The organism is Brevibacterium sp. UMB1308A, assembly GCF_030230605.1.
Classification (GTDB): Bacteria; Actinomycetota; Actinomycetes; order Actinomycetales; family Brevibacteriaceae; genus Brevibacterium.
This window is the reverse complement of sequence record NZ_JASPDO010000004.1, coordinates 57,496-75,202: the sequence shown is the minus strand read 5'-3', so window position 1 is coordinate 75,202 and position 17,707 is coordinate 57,496. Positions and strand designations below refer to the sequence as shown.

Here is a 17,707-nt window from a genome sequence, read left to right as displayed (position 1 = left end):
GTTTTCGCTGTAAAGAAAAGGACGTTTTGCATGCCCAAGGTGAGCGATTCACGATCAATTAAGGTTGCCTCGACCGCGCCGGAGCAGTTGCGCAACTTTTGCATCATCGCCCACATCGACCACGGCAAATCAACACTTGCTGACCGGATGCTTCAGCTCACGGGTGCTGTGCAGCCGCGTGATATGCGCGCCCAGTACTTAGACCGGATGGACATTGAGCGGGAACGCGGCATCACGATTAAGAGCCAGGCCGTGCGTATGCAGTGGGAGTTTGACGGGACTCCGTATGCGCTCAACATGATTGACACCCCCGGTCACGTGGACTTTACGTACGAAGTTTCGCGTTCTTTGGCGGCGTGTGAAGGTGCGCTTCTGTTGGTGGACTCGGCGCAAGGTATCGAAGCACAAACCCTTGCCAACTTGTATTTGGCAATTGAAAACGACCTCACCATTATCCCGGTGCTCAACAAGATTGACTTGCCGGCTGCTAACCCAGACAAGTATGCGCAAGAACTTGCGAACTTAATCGGCTGTGAACCAGAAGACTGCCTGCGCGTCTCCGGTAAGACCGGCGAAGGTGTTGAAGCGGTTCTTGACCGGATCGTCCGAGACATTCCCGCGCCTGTTGGCGAGAAGAATGCTCCTGCCCGCGCCATGATTTTCGACTCGGTGTACGACACGTACCGCGGAGTGGTGACGTATGTGCGTGTTGTGGACGGAAAGCTCGAGCCGCGCGAAAAAGTCGAAATGATCTCGACGCACGCGACGCACGAAGTCCTCGAAATTGGTGTGTCGAGCCCCGAACCAGTAGCTTCAGAGGGGCTCGGTGTGGGCGAAGTGGGATACATCATCACGGGCGTGAAGGATGTGCGCCAGTCCAAGGTGGGTGACACCGTGACATCGGCACGCAACCCTGCCCAAGAACCACTAGCTGGTTACCGTGACCCTAAGCCCATGGTGTTTTCCGGTCTGTTCCCCATTGACGGTTCGGACTATCCCAACCTGCGCGAAGCTCTCGACAAACTCAAACTCAATGATGCCGCGCTCACATATGAGCCTGAAACATCGGCTGCCCTGGGCTTTGGTTTCCGTTGTGGTTTCTTGGGGCTGTTGCACTTAGAGATCGTCCGCGAGCGTTTGGAGCGTGAGTTCGACCTCGACCTCATTTCGACTGCACCTTCGGTGGTGTACAGCGTGACCATGGAAGACGGTTCGGAACACACCGTGACCAACCCTAGTGAGTATCCGGAAGGGAAGATCAAAGAGGTTCGCGAACCCATGGTGCGTGCCACTGTTCTGACTCCGTCGGAGTTTGTGGGCGCGGTCATGGAGCTGTGCCAGAACAAGCGTGGGCAGATGCAGGGAATGGACTATCTGTCTGAGGACCGTGTGGAAATTCGTTACCGCATGCCACTGGCGGAAATCGTGTTTGACTTCTTTGACTCGCTCAAATCCCGCACGAAGGGATACGCGTCTCTCGACTACGATAACGACGGTGATCAGGCGGCCGCGCTTGTCAAGGTGGATATTCTCCTCCACGGCGACAAAGTGGACGCGTTCTCTGCCATTGTCCACAAGGACAAGGCGTACAACTATGGCGTGCTCATGGCGTCCAAGCTCAAGGATTTGATTCCACGTCAGCAGTTCGAGGTGCCCATCCAGGCCGCTGTTGGTTCGCGCATTATTGCGCGTGAAACGATCCGTGCGATTCGTAAGGACGTGTTGTCCAAGTGTTACGGCGGTGACATCAGCCGTAAGCGCAAGCTTCTGGAGAAGCAAAAAGAGGGTAAGAAGCGCATGAAGATGGTGGGCTCGGTCGAGGTGCCACAGGAAGCGTTCATTGCCGCGCTGAGCTCTGACGATTCCAAGTCGGAAAAGAAGAACTAAGTGCCTGCTCAGCCTGAGGGTGACGTTCCGCCGCTTGAGGGTTCGTTACCTGCTTCTGCGCTCGACTCTTCTCGAACTCTGGCGGCGTACGTTCACGTCCCGTATTGCCGAGTGCGGTGCGGTTACTGCGATTTCAACACGTACACCGCCTCGGAGTTGGGAAAAGGGGCTAACCGCGAAGATTATCCGGACCAGATCGCTTCCGAGATCGACCTGGCGGCCCGGGTTTTAGGTGAGTCGCGCGCGTTGAACACTGTGTTTTTCGGCGGAGGTACGCCCACGTTGCTGCCTGCCTCTGTTTTGGGTGGCGTGCTGTCGCAGCTGAAATCGGTGTTCGGGATTGTAACCGGTGCCGAGGTGACGACCGAGGCGAACCCGGATACGTTGAGTCCGGAGTACGTGAGTGAGTTGGCTCGTTCTGGGTTCACCCGGGTATCGGTGGGAATGCAGTCAGCGGTTGATCATGTGCTGCAGACTTTGGACCGGACGCATGACCCGGCCCGCATTCCCGAGGTCGTTAAATGGGTCAAGGACGCCGGCCTGCAGGTGAGCCTAGATCTCATTTATGGAACGCCGGGGGAGTCGTTAGATGATTGGAAGCGTAGCGTTGAGGTTGCGCTTGCGTGCGAGCCGGACCATATTTCGGCGTACTCCCTGATCGTGGAGCCGGGAACCAAAATGGGTGCACAGGTCAGGCGGGGCGAGCTGCCTATGCCCGATGAGGACGACCTCGCCGATAAGTACGAATGGGCCGACTCTGCGTTTACATCAGCCGGACTGAACTGGTACGAAGTCTCCAACTGGTCGCGGTCTGTAGACACGCGGTGTGAACACAATATGAGTTATTGGACCGGCGATGACTGGTGGGGCTTTGGGGCGGGTGCTCATTCGCATATTGGTGGAGTGCGTTTTTGGAACGCGAAGCACCCACGCGCGTGGGCTGACCGGTTAGCGAACGGGCAATCCCCGGCAGTTGGCAGGGAAGAACTCGACGCACCCACCCGGGAAGTCGAACGGATTCTGCTCTTAGCTCGGGTTCGTGAAGGTCTCGCCCTCGACTCTCTGCCATCAGCCGCCCAGAGTCTCATTGAGCGATTTGTGCGCATGGGGTATTTGCACGAAGACCGCACCTGTTTTACACCCACGCTTTCGGGCCGTCTCATGGTCGACTACATGGTCCGTGAACTGGTTGACACCTTAGATGCGTGAAAAGCCTGCGCATACACATGTATGCACAGGCTCTCACTCGGTCACGATTTCTTACTTAAAAATTGGAATGGCGACAGGAATCTTGTAGCCCTGGCCGTCCTTGGCTTTCAGCAGTGCCAAAATCTCAAACACCAGTGACCCGATGAAAATCAGTGGCGTGAGAAACGCTCCAATGCCCACGAACGTCAAGATTCCAGCAACGAAGTGCGCGAGCAAAATCGTGATTTGGAAGTTGAGGGACTGAGCTGCGTGGTGACGCACGAACGGCGATTCGTCCTTTTTGATCACGTACAGGATTGCGGGCCCAACAACGTTGGTGAGGATACCCAGAATGTGTACCAGGAGACCCATGGTGCGGTCGTCGTTGCTGGAGTTCCAGTACGATTCGGATCCTGGCCCGTACGCGCTGTCCGGAAGCTCGCTGTCCGCAGGCTGAGTCTGAGGGTATGGCTGGCCCTGGCCGGTGCTGCCGTATGACTGCCCCTGGCCGGTGTTCCCATACTGTGGCTCATTCGGGTTTGCAGTCCCGTATGCGCTGCCCTGTGATGGTTGTGGCGCTTCCGGTGCGTCTGCAGACTTAGGTGCTTCTGGAGCCTTCGGAGCTTCGGATGCCTGGGGGGCTTCAGGAGCCTTCGGCACCTCGGCGTTGGAGTTGTTGGAGGCAGGTCCTGAACCGAAGCCTCCGGTGGGGTTGGAGCCAAAGCTAGGTGGGCCGTCAGATCCGTGGGGGTTGGTCATTTTTCTCCTTGAGGATGAGAACAGTCTCTTTTTCAGTATCTACGTTACCTGCGTAAATGTGAAGGCGACCTGGGGGGAATCCCTCCATTTGGTGTCATAAATGTCGACTAGCTGGGGTCCACGGTGACAAAGTCGATAAGTTCTTCGACTCGCCCAGACAGCGAGTGGTCGAGGTCGGCGATCGTGTTCACTCGGGACAGAATGTGTGCCCACGCGCGTCCGGTGTCACCGGGCTGTTCGTATGGCCACCCCAACCTGCGGCACACGCCAGTTTTCCAGTCTTCACCACGTGGCACGGTTGGCCATTCGGGGATGCCCACGCACTGTGGTTTGACGGCTTGCCATATGTCGATGAACGAGTGCCCGATCACGTGAACAACCGGCCCGAAGCGTTCCTGCACGCGTTGGGCGATGCGGGTTTCTTTTGAACCGGACACGATGTGGTCGGCCAAAACGCCCACGCGATGAGAAGTGTCCGGTTGGAACTGTGCCAGCTTCTCTTCTAGATCATCCAGTCCGCCCAGTTCTTCGACGACGACGCCTTCGATGCGCAGGTCGTCACCCCAGATTTTTTCGACGAGTTGCGCGTCGTGCTTTCCCTCCACCCAGATACGGGAGCCGCGTGCCACGCGGGCGCGGGCGCCGGGAACGGCCACAGAGCCCGAGGCGGTCCGCTGGGGTCGCGTGGGCGTGGTGGCTGTGGGGCGGGTGAGTTCGACTGGTTTACCGTCGATCCAGAACCCTGGGCCCAGCGGGAAGCTTTGCACGTGACCGTTGCGGTCTTCGAGCCGTACCGCAAACCCGCCAGGGGCCTTTTCGACTCCCAGAATTGCGCCCACGAACCCGGTGCTCACTTCCTCAACGACCAGGCCGCGTTTGGCCGGTACCTTCCGGGAAGTGGGGCGTCGGTGGGAACGTGGCCCGCCGGATAACACGTCTGATCCGTAGTTCATCACCCCATTACCCTAGAGGGCGTTTGGTTCCGCTGTCACCCCGGCGTAGAATTGGCACTCGACGACCTAGAGTGCCAGTGGAGGGGGATCCGTGAACGACGATCGGCGAAGTCGTGTCTTGCGCGCAATCGTCGAAGACTACGTTGAGACCAAGGAACCAGTGGGCTCAAAAGCGTTGGTCGAGCGCCACAGTTTGGGTGTTTCGCCGGCCACGATTCGCAACGACATGGCCGCGTTGGAAGCACAAGGTCTCATCGCTCAACCACACACGTCTGCCGGTCGGATTCCTACCGACAAGGGCTACCGCAAGTTCGTGGATACGATCGACGAAATTAAGCCGCTGTCGGCTGCGGAACGCAGAGCGATTACTCGGATTCTGTCTCACCCTGTCGATATTGAAGACATGCTGGAACGTACAGTGCGGCTACTTGCGGATCTCACTTCGCAAGTGGCCGTGATCCAGTATCCGGTGCGTTCCCGCGAGAAGTTTCGCCACCTCGAACTCGTGGACTTAGGTGGCAACCGTCTGCTCGTGGTGTTCATTACCGACTCCGGTCAGGTGGATCAGCGCATTGTGGAAATGCGAACGACCATTGACGACTTTGAGCTCGGTACTCTGCGCACGCTATTTAACAGCGTGCTGGACGGGCGGGCGTTAGACGATGTCGCCCCGGCGCTGAGTGTTCTGGACGTTCCCGTTGCGCTGGCCGCTCCCGCGGCAGCCGTCGCCGAGGTCGTTGCCGAGTTGGCCTCGGGTCGCAGGCAAGAGCGGTTGGTGATGGCAGGAACAGCCAACCTTGCACGCTCCTCGGGCGGGATTTATGAGCATGTTGCCCCGCTTCTGGAAGCGTTCGAAGAGCAGGTGGTTCTGCTCAAGCTGCTCGCCCACATGAGCGCTGATGGCGTCAGCGTGAGCATTGGGCACGAAAACCCTGAGTCCTTGGCAACGACCTCGGTCATTGCCAGTAACTACGGATCCGAGGACTCCCGCGCCTCCCTAGCCGTGCTGGGACCCACCCGCATGGACTACCCCACAACGATTGCGGCCGTGCGCGCGGTTTCGCGTTACATTACGGTCATTTTGGACAAGTAGATTTTCAACCCACAACTAGATGAGGACACACGTGAGCGATCACTACGAAACCCTGGGTGTTTCCCGCGACGCGAGTGCTGAGGAGATTAAAAAGGCCTACCGCAAGCTCGCACGTAAGTACCACCCGGATGTCAACCCTGGCCACGACGATGAATTTAAAGCGGTCTCGGTTGCCTATGACGTCCTGTCTGATCCACAGAAGCGACGCAACTACGACGCCGGTGGTGGCGAATACGGCCAGCCAGGTGCGTCAGGGTTCGGTGGCTTCTCGGACATATTTGACGCGTTCTTCGGCGGTGGCGGAGGTGCACATCCTGGGCCCGCGTCACGTAAGCGCCCCGGCCGCGATGCGCTGGTGGGCGTGTCGATCGACCTCAAGACCGCGGTTTTTGGTGGAACGGAAGACATCTCGATTGTCACCGCCAAACTGTGCGATACGTGCCACGGTGACGGAACGCGCCCTGGGACCTCGCCCCAGACCTGTTCGCTGTGTAAGGGAGCCGGTTCCGTGCAACGCATGACCCGCACACTCATGGGACAGATGGTCACCAACCAGCCGTGCAACAACTGCGGTGGTTACGGCACCATCATTGCTGACCCGTGCCAGTCGTGTAACGGTGACGGTCGCGTGCGCGCAGAAGAAACCTTGTCAGTCAAAATCCCAGCAGGTGTCAAAGACGGAACCCGGATTCTGCTGTCCGGCCGTGGCGAAGTTGGGCCCGGTGGTGGACCTGCAGGTGATTTGCACCTCGAAGTGGCCATCCGCGAACACCCGGTGTTCACTCGCGATGGCGACGACCTGCGTGCAACAGTCACGATCCCAATGACCGCTGCAGCCCTGGGAACCACCATCAGCTTGGAAACTTTTGACGGTGAACGCGAACTTGAGATCGCACCGGGAACCCAAGTGGGCACTACGGAAACTCTGACCGGGCTGGGAGTTGGCCGCTTGCGTCGCTCTTCCCGCGGTGACCTGTTGGTCACCGTCAACGTCGAAGTGCCGTCCAAACTCGACGCAAAACAGCGTGAGCTGCTGGAACAGCTTGCCCAAATACGTGGCGAAACCACTCCAGACGTCAAACTGGGCAACCACCACCGTGGACCATTTAGCCGTCTGCGGGACCGGTTCAACCTGTGACGCTTCCGGTTTTCCTCACCCAGACCCCCTTGGCAGGCGCCGCGGGGTCTATCACGGTGGGTCCCGAGGTCGCCGGCCACGCAGTGCGCGTGCGCCGCATGGGTGCCGGAGAAGAACTCGAACTCATCGACGGCACCGGGGTGCGCCTGCGGGGAACGATCCAGGAAGGCACCTCGGAGTCAGTGACGTTAAGCGTCACCGAGGTGACAAAAGAACCCCAGCAACGACCTCGGCTGGTTCTTGTGCAAGCCCTTGCCAAGAACGACCGGGACATCCAAGCGATCGAAGCTGCCACAGAAGTGGGCGTGGACGCTGTGATTCCGTGGGCTGCGCAACGCAGCATCGCCGACTGGCCGGCCAAAAAAGCTCACAAAATGGCCGCTAAATGGAGCAATGTTCTCACCGCTGCCACGTTGCAGGCCCGGCGCGCCCGGGTGCCCGAACTGGGTGAGCTGATCCGCGGAACTGCTGTTACCCAACTGGTGACCCCCACTTCACGTGTGATCGTCCTGGACGAAACGGAATCCACCGGACTTACGGAAGCGGTGAACGACCTCGGGCAGGGGAACACTACCCAGGGGAACACTACCCACGGAGACATCGCACAGATTGTGGTGATCGTGGGACCGGAAGGTGGGATCACGCCTGCAGAAATCGACGCGCTGGTGTCAGCTGGTGCCCGGACGGCCGTTTTAGGTCCCACGATTTTGCGGGCCTCAACTGCAGGTCCTGTGGCCTTGGCGATTGTGCAGACGCTGTTGGGGCGATGGAAGTAACCCGGGCTAGACTGGTGATAGCTCAAGGAAAGGACACATTCTGGAAACCGCACCCACTGTGCAACTGACGATTCCCGATTCGATTGACCCTGTTGCACTTCTTGGCCCGGCAGATTCCAATCTCAAAACGCTCGAACGTTTAGAACCCTCAGTCGACATTTTGGCTCGCGACAGGGGCTTAAGGATTCGCGGGCCACAGGCAAATGTCGATGCGGTTGTTAAAACCGTGGGGCAGCTCAAGCGCTTGGTGGCTGCGGGGCAGCAGGTGACCTCGGGGACTGTTGAGCAAGTTCACGGAATGGAGCACGCTGAACCCGCCCAAGTCCTCACCGACAACGTGGTGTCGCATCGGGGTCGCACGGTACGTCCCAAGACTTTTGGGCAACACGAATATGTCAACGCGATCCGCAAGCACACCATCACGTTTGGGATTGGGCCGGCGGGTACCGGAAAGACGTATTTGGCCATGGCCATGGCGGTGAATGCCCTGAGCCGAGGTGACGTCAAGCGCATCATTCTGACGCGCCCGGCCGTGGAGGCGGGGGAGAAGCTGGGGTTCTTGCCGGGAACCCTGGATGAAAAGATTGACCCGTATGTGCGCCCGCTGTATGACGCGTTGCACGACATGGTCGAACCTGAACGCATCAAAGGGCTTTTAGAGTCCGGCATTATTGAGGTCGCGCCGCTTGCGTACATGCGTGGTCGCACGCTGAACGACGCGTTCATTATTTTGGACGAAGCTCAAAACACCACGCCCGAACAGATGAAAATGTTTCTCACCCGCCTGGGCTTCCAATCGCGCATGGTGGTAACGGGAGACATCAGCCAAATTGACTTGCCCGGCTCGACCCCCAGTGGCCTGAGGATTGTGGCGAACATCCTCAAAGATGTCGACGACATCTGCTTCTTCAACCTCACCAGTAAAGACGTGGTCAGGCACCCGTTGGTAAGCAAAATCGTTGACGCATACGACTCACAGCCGGGTGGTGGGGCATGAGTATCGAACTGGGCAATGAAACCGAACTCCCAGTTGAGTTGGAGCGAGTGCAGGAATGCGCGCGGTTTGCCCTTGACACTCTGAACGTTCACCCGGCCGTTGAGCTTTCTATTCGCTTTATCAGCGACGAGGTGATGAGCGAACTGCACGAAGCCTGGATGGGGCTACCGGGAACAACCGATGTGATGTCGTTTCCTATGGACGAACTCAAACCGGGGCACGACGAACCGGGTGTGCTGGGTGACATTGTGATCAGCCCATCGGTGGCTGCAGAGCAATCCGTTGCTGCCGGACACTCCATGAGCGACGAAATTTACTTGCTCACAGTCCACGGGATTTTGCATTTACTGGGCTACGACCACGGCGAGCCAGACCAGAAAGCCGAAATGTTTGCGCTGCAAAGAAAACTGTTGCTCATGTGGTTCGCTCAGATCGAACCCGGCCGTACGCACGTTCCCGAACCAACAGAAGAGTAAACCGTGGACGTTTTTATCTATTTTGCGGTTGCAGTGGTGTGCGTTCTGCTCGCATCCGTTCTCGCTGCCGCTGATTCGGCGTTCAGCGTGGTGTCTCACCACGAAGTTCACGATGCCGCTGAGGACGGTAGGCGTGGTGGCGAACGTGCGTTGAAGGTTGTGCGTGATCTACCCACCCACATCAATGTGATCACGTTCGTCCGCCAGCTTTTTGAAGCGAACGCTGTGGTGTTCATCGTGTGGGGCTTTGTCGAAGTTCTGGGCGCTAACTGGAAGAGTATGGTGCTTGCAGCTCTGATGGGAAGCGTGGCCATTTTCGTGATCGCGGGAGTGTCCCCGCGTACGATTGGGCGTCGTCGTTCGCTCCCCGTCACTTTGGCTCTCGCGGGCCCAGTTGCCGGTCTGCGCACGATGCTTGGACCACTTGCGCGTGTCCTGGTGTGGTTGGGCAACATGCTCACCCCGGACCGGGTGTACCGCGACGGGCCTTTTGTGACTCAAGAGCAGCTCCGTGACTTGGTTGAACGGGCGAGTGCTGGCAACATCATCGACGATGACGAACGCGACATGATCGGCCGCATTTTCAACTTGAGCGATACGCGAACGTACAAGGTGATGGTGCCCCGCACCGATGTCGTGACGATTGACGCGAACGACACTTTGGGCCAGTCTCTCAGCCTGTTTTTCCGTTCCGGGTTTAGTCGTATACCGGTGGTCAACGGCGATATCGATGAGATGACCGGAGTGCTCTACCTCAAGGACGTCTCACGTAAGTTGTACATGGATCCTGACGCAGCTGATACGCAAGCAGCTACCTTAGCGCGGAAGGTTCCGTATGTTCCCGAAACGAAACCGGTTGCGGATTTGTTGCGCGAAATGCAACATGAAGCCACTCACGTGGCTGTTGTCGTTGACGAGTACGGGGGCACTGCCGGGATCATCACGATCGAAGACATTGTGGAAGAGATCGTGGGAGAGATTGCTGACGAGTATGACTCGGAAGACGATGAAATCGTTGAGATCGAGCCTGGCGTGTACCGAGTAGACACGCGCATGCTCATCGACGACCTCGCGGAGTTTTTCGATGTCCGGATTGATGAAGACGACGTCAGTTCCGTGGGTGGGCTTTTGACTACGCTGATTGGAAAAGTGCCTATCGAAGGCTCGCGGGCTGAATGCGCGGGCTTGAGCATTGAGGCTGAACCCGGGCAGGGGCGACGTCACCGCGTCCACCATGTGATTGTGAAGAGAATCGAGGAACCAGATGAGTCTGTTTCGTGAAGTGCCTAGTGACTTTCGGGCCGGGTTCGCATGTTTTGTGGGCCGACCCAACACGGGAAAGTCCACGCTGACAAATGCGCTTGTAGGCACCAAGGTTGCGATTACCTCAAACAAGCCCCAGACTACTCGCCACACGATCCGTGGAGTTGTTCACAGGGACAACCACCAGCTGATCGTCGTTGACACGCCGGGCCTACACCGACCTCGGACGCTTTTGGGGTCCCGACTTAATGACCTGGTGGCTTCGACGCTGGCTGAAGTCGATGTGATCGGGTTTTGTCTGCCTGCCAATGAAAAGATTGGGCCGGGGGACCGGTACATCGCAGAGCAGCTGGAGATGATCGCGCGCAAGACTCCCGTGGTTGCGATCGTGACGAAAACGGACACCGTTCCCAAAGGGCACGTGGTTGAGGCACTCACCGCTGTCAATGAGTTGGGGGACTTCGCCGAGGTCGTCCCAGTTTCCGCGGTGGACGGATTCCAAGTGGATACGGTCGATCAGGTTTTGGCTAAGTACTTGCCGGAAAGTCCGCCGCTGTACCCGGACGGAGACATTACGGACGAACCTGAGTCCGTGCTGATTGCTGAGCTCGTGCGTGAGGCTGCGTTAGAGGGAATCCGCGAAGAATTGCCCCACTCTTTGGCCGTTCAAGTCGAGGAGATGATTCCGCGCGAAGACCGCCCGGAAGACAAGCCTCTGGTCGATGTACACGTGAACCTGTATGTTGAACGCGACAGTCAGAAGGCCATCATTATTGGGCGGAAGGGGGCTCGTTTGAAACAGATCGGGTCTCAGGCCAGGCAGGGGATCGAAGCATTGTTGGGTACGCCCGTTTTTTTGAGCCTCCATGTCAAGGTGGCTAAAGACTGGCAACGCGACCCCAAAGCGCTTGGCCGTTTGGGCTTTGACTTCTCGTAGCCCCGGTTAGACTTAGCGATTGTGACTTCAGTACACCTCGTAGATCGTTCTCCCAGCATCAGCCCCCACGAACTAATTGCTCAGCTGGTTCCACCGCCACATTTTGAAGACGTGTCGTTTGAGTCCTATAAACCGGACCCCACACAACCGTCACAGGCAAAAGCACGTGATGCGCTCCAGGCGTTTACGGACAAGAGCACCAAGAAGAGCATTTTTAAGAAGATGCTAGGGAAGTCCGACAGCTCAGCGAAGGGGCTGTACTTGGACGGTGGTTACGGTGTGGGTAAGACCCACCTGTTGGCTTCCGCGTGGCACCGGTCAGAAAAGCCGGCCGCGTTTGGAACGTTCGTGGAATACACCAACCTCATTGGTGCTCTAGGTTTCAAACAAGCAGCTGCTGATCTGTCGCAGTGCAAGCTCGTGTGCGTCGACGAATTCGAGCTTGATGACCCGGGCGACACAGTCATGATGAGTCGCCTCATGCGAGAGCTCACCGACGCGGGTGTGAAAATTGTGGCCACCTCCAACACCTTGCCGGGAGCGTTGGGACAGGGACGTTTCGCCGCGCAAGACTTTTTGCGCGAAATTCAAGCGCTGGCCGATCAATTTGAGGTTCTCAGTATTGACGGAGACGACTACCGTCACCGCGGAATCCCGAATCCTCCCGAGCCTGTGTCGAACGACGAACTACAAGCCGTAGCTCAGGGCTTCTCTGGCACGATCGCGTGTGATGAGTTTGATCAACTCATGGAACACCTTCCACGCGTGCACCCATCGCGCTACCGCCTGCTCCTAGACGATATCGATGCTGTCGCATGGCTGGACGTACACACGATCGAGAATGAATCGGTGGCACTCCGCTTTGTTGCTCTTGTCGACCGCATGTATGACCGCGGTGTGGCGATTCACAATTCGGGTGTGCGCCTCGACAAAATTTTTACCGAAGACATGCTGGGTGGGGGATACCGCAAGAAGTACATGCGTTGCTTGTCGCGTTTGACCGCTCTGGCTACAGGTGAGGAACGATGAAACTCAACAACGATCCGATCGTGGAACCGGCTCACAGCGTCGAACCGGCTCTTTCGCCCAAGCTCGCTGATGAAGTCGATCAAGCGTCACCTGCGGAACTGGTTCAGATGTTGCGGTGGAAGCGCGGCGCTTCGTTCGATGCTATCGACCCCACGGCTAAACCCGGGTTCAGTGGCAACAAGGACCAAGGAAAAACAGCCCGAGGTGCCGACAGTGAGGTTTTGAGCGATCTGCAAGAGCGGCTGTACGCGAATGCGAAAACCGGAGTCGAGCGAAGCCTCCTGGTAGTCATCCAGGGGCGGGACACGGCCGGCAAGGGTGGAATCGTGAACCACGTTGCAGGAGTCTTGAGTCCGCACGGCGTGTCAATCGCATCATTTGGTGTTCCAACGGAAGAAGAAAAGCAGCATCACTTCCTGTGGAGGATCAAGAAGAAGCTCCCGGAGCACGGCCAAATCGGAGTTTTCGACCGCTCCCACTACGAAGACATTCTGGCAGTGCGCATGCACAACTTGGCGTCCGAATCAGTGTGGCAGGGTCGCTATGAAGAGATCCGTCAGTTTGAGCAGGGCTTGGTCCAATCGGGAACAGCTGTTGTCAAGATCATGCTGACGGTATCCCAGGAAGAACAGTACCAACGTCTCGCTAAACGCTTAAGCCGCGAAGACAAACTGTGGAAGTACTCTCCTGGAGACGTGGATGACCGTTTGCGCTGGTACGACTACTCTCAAGCGTTCTCCGATGTCATGGACGAAACTGACACGAACGACACGCCGTGGTACGTGGTTCCTGCAGATCGCAAATGGTATGCGCGCTGGGCAGTAACTCGCATCGTGATTCACCACTTGCTGGGTATGAATGTGGCATGGCCTCCGCCAGCGTTCGATGTGGAAGAAGAGCGTGCGCGCTTAGAAGAAGCGCGTTATATCGAACCCGCTGAACCACAGGACACATAGCATTGCGAAAGCCACGCAGAGGAACGTGACTAAGCCAATTGCGGCGCCCACCGACCAGTGAGAGCGTTTGATAAAGACCGTCCATGCGTGCAGTTTTTTGCGCGCCCACATGAGTAAACGGTGGGCCCAGTGAAATTCCGACGCAATGATTGCTACGCCGAACAGGACGATCAGCCAGCCTGGCCCTGGCAGAGGCACTAGCACGAGTCCTACAACAATGACGATCCCGCCAACGATGCCCACGGTCCACTTGTAGAACGCATCCGTGGTGGGGTGGGCGGCAATGGACTGTCGCCAACGCAAATAACTTAAATGGCTTGCTCGAATCCAACGAGGACGGTGAGTACGAGGTCGAGCCTCATACGGTGACTCGGGTTTTTCCTCGCGATTTTTGGGCATGAAACAAGCCTACTTCCCCTGTCTGGACGCGGGTTTAACGGCACTGAACATCCATAGGTGACACGCGTCACAGCAAATCGATTTGGCATCTGGGGAAAGACCGTATAGAGTTTCTATTCGTTGCCAGGGAAACCTGACACGCGGATGTGGCTCAGTTGGTAGAGCATCACCTTGCCAAGGTGAGGGTCGCGGGTTCGAGTCCCGTCATCCGCTCTGGCGCCGGTCAGTGTGATCTGGACTCGGCGATCGCCTCCGCGGTGGCGTGGCCGAGAGGCGAGGCAGCGGCCTGCAAAGCCGTATACACGGGTTCGAATCCCGTCGCCACCTCGACCGGCGCGATTGGCGCAGCGGTAGCGCGCTTCCTTCACACGGAAGAGGTCACTGGTTCGATCCCAGTATCGCGCACGCGTGTTCAACACAAGTGCACAATAACTAAATACGCATGTTTACATGCGCGATTGGCGCAGCGGTAGCGCGCTTCCCTGACACGGAAGAGGTCACTGGTTCGATCCCAGTATCGCGCACTTATCACCCCGGCTGAGGCCGGGGTTTTTCGTTCACAGGCTGTTTTGCAACAGAATCGCAACAGGTTAGCAACATCTGCGGCCACCAATGTTTGAGCGAAGTCATTAGGCTAGGAATGTATTTTCAACGAAGGAGATCAGATGTCTAACCCTTACGGTGGCTCTAGCTACCCAGGTGGAGGTAACAACACCCCACCGTCAGCTCCTGGTTCACAGCCCCCCTCAGCCAGCTCACCCCAAGCACCTCAATATGGAGGAGGTAGCTATGGCAGCGGAAGCTACGGTAGTTCCTCGGCTGGACAATCAGCTCCAAGTGCCCCCGGCGCACCCGGCGCCCCAAGTAGCCCGGGAGGACCTTCGTACCCCGGTGGCCCAGCTGGTTCCGGAAGTAGCAGCGAAAAGAACGGCGTGGGCCTGTGGGCGATGATCCTGGGTCTGGCTGGAATTCTGTTTGGTCTTTTGACCGGTCTCCCCGGCGCCATCATGGGCATGATCGGGTTGAAGAACGTCAAGAACGGTGAAGCTGATAACAAGGGTCAGGCACTTACTGGTTTGATTGCCGGTATCATCACCTCGATCGGTGGTCTGATCGGTGGCATCATTGTCATCGTTCTGATTGCAACCGGAGCGTTGTTTAGCGGTGGTTCAGGTACGACCGAGCCCACTTCACCACAGACTCAGGGCGGCCAGGAACCAGGTGGCGACAACGGCGGTCAGGAACCAGGTGGCGACAACGGCGGTCAGGAACCTGGTGGCAACGGTGGCCAAGAGCCCGGTGGCAACGGCGGTGGAAACAACGGTGGCGGCAGCGGTGGCAACTCATCGGGTAAGAGCCCAGAAATCGAAAACGGAGTTAACCTCGGTGTGCGTTCGAAGCAAACGACGGCTGGGAAGTACGCTTACCCAACGGAAGTTCGGAACAAGGAATACATGTTCATCGAGGTTGTTATTACGAACAACTCGGACAGTGAATACTCGCTTCCGCACCCGCTCATTTCGGCAGAGCTCAACGGTAAGCAGCTGGAGCGAGTAACAGACGTGGAGACCCAGAAGAAGGGCGCCCTCGACTGGCCAAGCTCGCTTGCACCTGGTGAAGAAGCGGTTTATCAAACGGGATTCGTTGCATCAGGCGCCGATGCGAAGAATGTGAAGGTCACGGTGAGCCTCAACGGCAAGAAGTTCGACTTCAAAAACAGCTGATCTTCTTTCTCACACGGCCCAGGTCTTCACCTGGGCCGTGTGCGTATCATCAAAGGGGATAGAATCGGTTCTGTGCTCGGAACGCAATTGCTGCAAGCACAACGCAAACACATCGACAGGAGACAAACGTGGCAGACATCGTGACCCTCGACGGTAAAAATATCGATTTCGAGGAAGGCATGACAGCCACAGAGTTCTTCGCTGATCGTAAAGACGTCATCGCTATTCGGCTCAACGGGGCCCCAGCCGATCTGGACCGTGAACTGCACGCAGGCGACACGGTTGAACCAATCCTGATCTCTGAACCGGACGGACTCGACATTCTGCGGCACTCGTGCGCTCACGTGGTAGCCCAGGCGGTGCAGGAACTGTACCCGGGGTCCAAACTGGGAATCGGGCCTTACATCACGGACGGTTTCTACTACGACTTCCAGGTGGAAGAACCTTTTACGCCTGAAGATCTCAAAGCGATCGAGAAAAAAGCTCAGCGGATTGTGAAAGAAGGACAGACCTTCCACCGCGTCGTTGTCGACGAAGACGAAGCGGTCCGCCGTGAAGCTAATGAGCCCTTCAAACTCGAGCTCATCCAGGACAAGGGCAAGGGTGCTGAAGGCGCCAGCGTCGAAGTGGGCGGATCAGAGCTGACGGTGTATGAAAACCGTAACCGCAAGGGTGAAGTCGTGTGGCAGGACTTGTGTCGCGGTCCTCACCTTCCCAGCACCAAACTGATTGGCAATGGTTTCGCCGTTACCCGCGCTTCGGCCGCATACTGGCGAGGCGATCAGGACAACGCCAGCCTGCAGCGCGTGTATGGAACTGCATGGGCAAGCAAAGACGACCTCAAGGCGTACCAAGAACGCATCGCTGAAGCTGAGCGCCGCGACCACCGTCGTCTAGGAGCCGAACTCGACCTGTTCAGCTTCCCAGATGAACTAGGCTCAGGTCTGCCGGTGTTCCACCCCAAGGGTGGAGTCATCAAACGTGAAATGGAAGACTACGTACGTGCCCGTCACATCGAAGAGGGCTTTGAGTACGTGGGCACCCCACACATTTCTAAAGAGGCCCTGTACTACACCTCGGGACACTTGCCGTACTACGGCGAAAACATGTTCCCAGCCATGCAGGTTGACGAACAGCGCGACGAAAACGGCGAAATCATCAAGCAGGGCCAGCCGTATCGCTTGAAAGCGATGAACTGCCCCATGCACAACCTGATTTACCGCTCCCGAGGTCGTTCCTACCGGGATCTGCCCCTGCGACTTTTTGAGTTTGGGACGGTGTACCGGAACGAAGCCTCCGGTGTGGTCCACGGTCTGACGCGCGTGCGTGCGCTTACGCAGGACGACTCGCACTCGTATGTTGCGGTTGAGGACGCTGCGAGCGAGATCAAGCACCTTCTGGACTTTATGCTCAGTCTGTTGCGCGACTTTGGTTTGGATGACTTCTACTTGGAACTGTCCACGCGCGATGCTGAAGGGAAAAAGGCCAACAAGTTCATTGGTTCTGATGAGCAGTGGGACGAAGCCACGCGCACGCTTGAAGAAGTTGCGCGTGCAACGGGTCTGGAATTGGTTCCGGACCCGGGCGGCGCAGCGTTCTACGGGCCTAAGATTTCTGTCCAGGCACGCGATGCGATTGGGCGTACGTGGCAGATGTCCACGGTTCAGTTGGACTTCAACCAGCCGGAACGTTTCGACCTCGAATACCAGGCGGCTGACGGCAGCCGTAAGCGGCCGGTGATGATTCACTCGGCTAAGTTCGGTTCGATTGAACGGTTCCTGGGTGTTCTGACGGAGCACTATGCGGGTGCGTTCCCCGTGTGGCTCTCGCCTGTGCAGGCCGTTTTGGTGCCGGTTGCTGACGAGTTCCTTCCGTATGTGGAAGAGATCGCGCAGAAGCTCAAAGCACACGGCATTCGGGTTGAGATCGACGACTCCACGGACCGTTTCCCCAAGAAGATCCGCAACGCGTCGAAGTCGAAGGTGCCGTACACGTTGATCGCCGGCGGTGAAGATCGCGACGCTCACGCCGTGTCGTTTAGGTTCCGCGACGGTTCGCAGGAAAACGGGGTTCCCGTTGACCAGGCCGTTGAACGTATTGTGGACGCGATCAAAACCAAAGCGCAGGTGTAA

Annotated in this window: 16 protein-coding genes and 4 tRNA genes; 17 read left to right on the top strand and 3 right to left on the bottom strand. The window is 57.6% G+C overall.

Annotated features, from left to right (window positions below):
- The first annotated feature begins 30 nt into the window (after positions 1-30).
- The gene (lepA, locus tag QP868_RS03525; protein ID WP_284925251.1) at positions 31-1,887 is read left to right on the top strand and encodes a translation elongation factor 4; all 1,857 of its coding nucleotides are present in this window, start codon (positions 31-33) and stop codon (positions 1,885-1,887) included.
- Positions 1,888-3,096, top strand: coding sequence for a radical SAM family heme chaperone HemW (gene hemW / locus QP868_RS03520; protein WP_284925250.1), 1,209 nt, complete (start codon positions 1,888-1,890; stop codon positions 3,094-3,096).
- A gap of 51 nt (positions 3,097-3,147) precedes the next feature.
- Here hemW and QP868_RS03515 read toward each other — a convergent pair whose 3' ends face one another.
- Both QP868_RS03515 and QP868_RS03510 read right to left on the bottom strand, forming a co-directional pair.
- Positions 3,148-3,834 carry a DUF4870 domain-containing protein gene (locus tag QP868_RS03515; protein ID WP_284925249.1) on the bottom strand — a complete coding sequence of 229 codons (687 nt, stop codon included), beginning with the start codon at positions 3,832-3,834 and terminating at the stop codon, positions 3,148-3,150.
- Between the two features lie 107 nt (positions 3,835-3,941).
- Positions 3,942-4,787 carry a DUF3097 domain-containing protein gene (locus tag QP868_RS03510; RefSeq protein WP_284925248.1) on the bottom strand — a complete coding sequence of 282 codons (846 nt, stop codon included), beginning with the start codon at positions 4,785-4,787 and terminating at the stop codon, positions 3,942-3,944.
- A gap of 91 nt (positions 4,788-4,878) precedes the next feature.
- Between QP868_RS03510 and hrcA the strand changes: the two genes are divergently transcribed.
- The 9 genes from hrcA to QP868_RS03465 are packed head-to-tail and all read left to right on the top strand — an operon-like array spanning position 4,879 to position 13,452.
- Positions 4,879-5,880, top strand: a complete 1,002-nt coding sequence (hrcA, locus tag QP868_RS03505; protein WP_284925247.1) for a heat-inducible transcriptional repressor HrcA — start codon at positions 4,879-4,881, stop codon at positions 5,878-5,880.
- Between the two features lie 31 nt (positions 5,881-5,911).
- Positions 5,912-7,018, top strand: coding sequence for a molecular chaperone DnaJ (gene dnaJ, locus QP868_RS03500; protein ID WP_284925246.1), 1,107 nt, complete (start codon positions 5,912-5,914; stop codon positions 7,016-7,018).
- On the top strand, positions 7,015-7,794 hold the full coding sequence (locus QP868_RS03495; protein ID WP_284925245.1) for a 16S rRNA (uracil(1498)-N(3))-methyltransferase: 780 nt from the start codon (positions 7,015-7,017) through the stop codon (positions 7,792-7,794). Before dnaJ ends, QP868_RS03495 begins: the two co-directional genes overlap by 4 nt.
- Before the next feature lie 58 nt (positions 7,795-7,852).
- Positions 7,853-8,791, top strand: coding sequence for a PhoH family protein (locus QP868_RS03490; RefSeq protein WP_005885046.1), 939 nt, complete (start codon positions 7,853-7,855; stop codon positions 8,789-8,791).
- Positions 8,788-9,267 carry an rRNA maturation RNase YbeY gene (gene ybeY, locus QP868_RS03485; RefSeq protein ID WP_284925244.1) on the top strand — a complete coding sequence of 160 codons (480 nt, stop codon included), beginning with the start codon at positions 8,788-8,790 and terminating at the stop codon, positions 9,265-9,267. Before QP868_RS03490 ends, ybeY begins: the two co-directional genes overlap by 4 nt.
- Before the next feature lie 3 nt (positions 9,268-9,270).
- Entirely contained in the window at positions 9,271-10,548 is a 1,278-nt protein-coding gene (locus QP868_RS03480) for a hemolysin family protein (RefSeq protein ID WP_284925243.1), read from the top strand.
- The gene (gene era, locus QP868_RS03475) at positions 10,532-11,467 is read left to right on the top strand and encodes a GTPase Era (protein WP_284925242.1); all 936 of its coding nucleotides are present in this window, start codon (positions 10,532-10,534) and stop codon (positions 11,465-11,467) included. Before QP868_RS03480 ends, era begins: the two co-directional genes overlap by 17 nt.
- A 21-nt stretch (positions 11,468-11,488) precedes the next feature.
- Positions 11,489-12,496, top strand: coding sequence for a cell division protein ZapE (gene zapE, locus QP868_RS03470; RefSeq protein ID WP_284925241.1), 1,008 nt, complete (start codon positions 11,489-11,491; stop codon positions 12,494-12,496).
- Entirely contained in the window at positions 12,493-13,452 is a 960-nt protein-coding gene (locus QP868_RS03465) for a PPK2 family polyphosphate kinase (RefSeq protein WP_284925240.1), read from the top strand. Before zapE ends, QP868_RS03465 begins: the two co-directional genes overlap by 4 nt.
- Here QP868_RS03465 and QP868_RS03460 read toward each other — a convergent pair.
- A complete protein-coding gene (locus QP868_RS03460) occupies positions 13,405-13,851 on the bottom strand; it encodes a PGPGW domain-containing protein (RefSeq protein WP_284925239.1) in 447 nt (148 codons plus the stop codon). The genes QP868_RS03465 and QP868_RS03460 overlap by 48 nt on opposite strands.
- Before the next feature lie 140 nt (positions 13,852-13,991).
- On the opposite strand from QP868_RS03460, the gene QP868_RS03455 reads away from it, so the two are divergent.
- From QP868_RS03455 to thrS, 6 genes are all read left to right on the top strand, one after another.
- Positions 13,992-14,064, top strand: a tRNA-Gly gene (locus tag QP868_RS03455).
- A gap of 43 nt (positions 14,065-14,107) precedes the next feature.
- Positions 14,108-14,178: transfer RNA gene (locus tag QP868_RS03450), tRNA-Cys, on the top strand.
- Positions 14,179-14,184: 6 nt separating this feature from the next.
- Positions 14,185-14,256, top strand: a tRNA-Val gene (locus QP868_RS03445).
- 47 nt (positions 14,257-14,303) lie between these two features.
- A tRNA-Val gene (locus QP868_RS03440) sits at positions 14,304-14,375 on the top strand.
- Positions 14,376-14,516: 141 nt separating this feature from the next.
- A complete protein-coding gene (locus tag QP868_RS03435; RefSeq protein WP_284925238.1) occupies positions 14,517-15,575 on the top strand; it encodes a DUF4190 domain-containing protein in 1,059 nt (352 codons plus the stop codon).
- Between the two features lie 179 nt (positions 15,576-15,754).
- Complete coding sequence (gene thrS, locus QP868_RS03430) at positions 15,755-17,707, top strand: threonine--tRNA ligase (RefSeq protein ID WP_473964623.1); 1,953 nt, start codon at positions 15,755-15,757, stop codon at positions 17,705-17,707.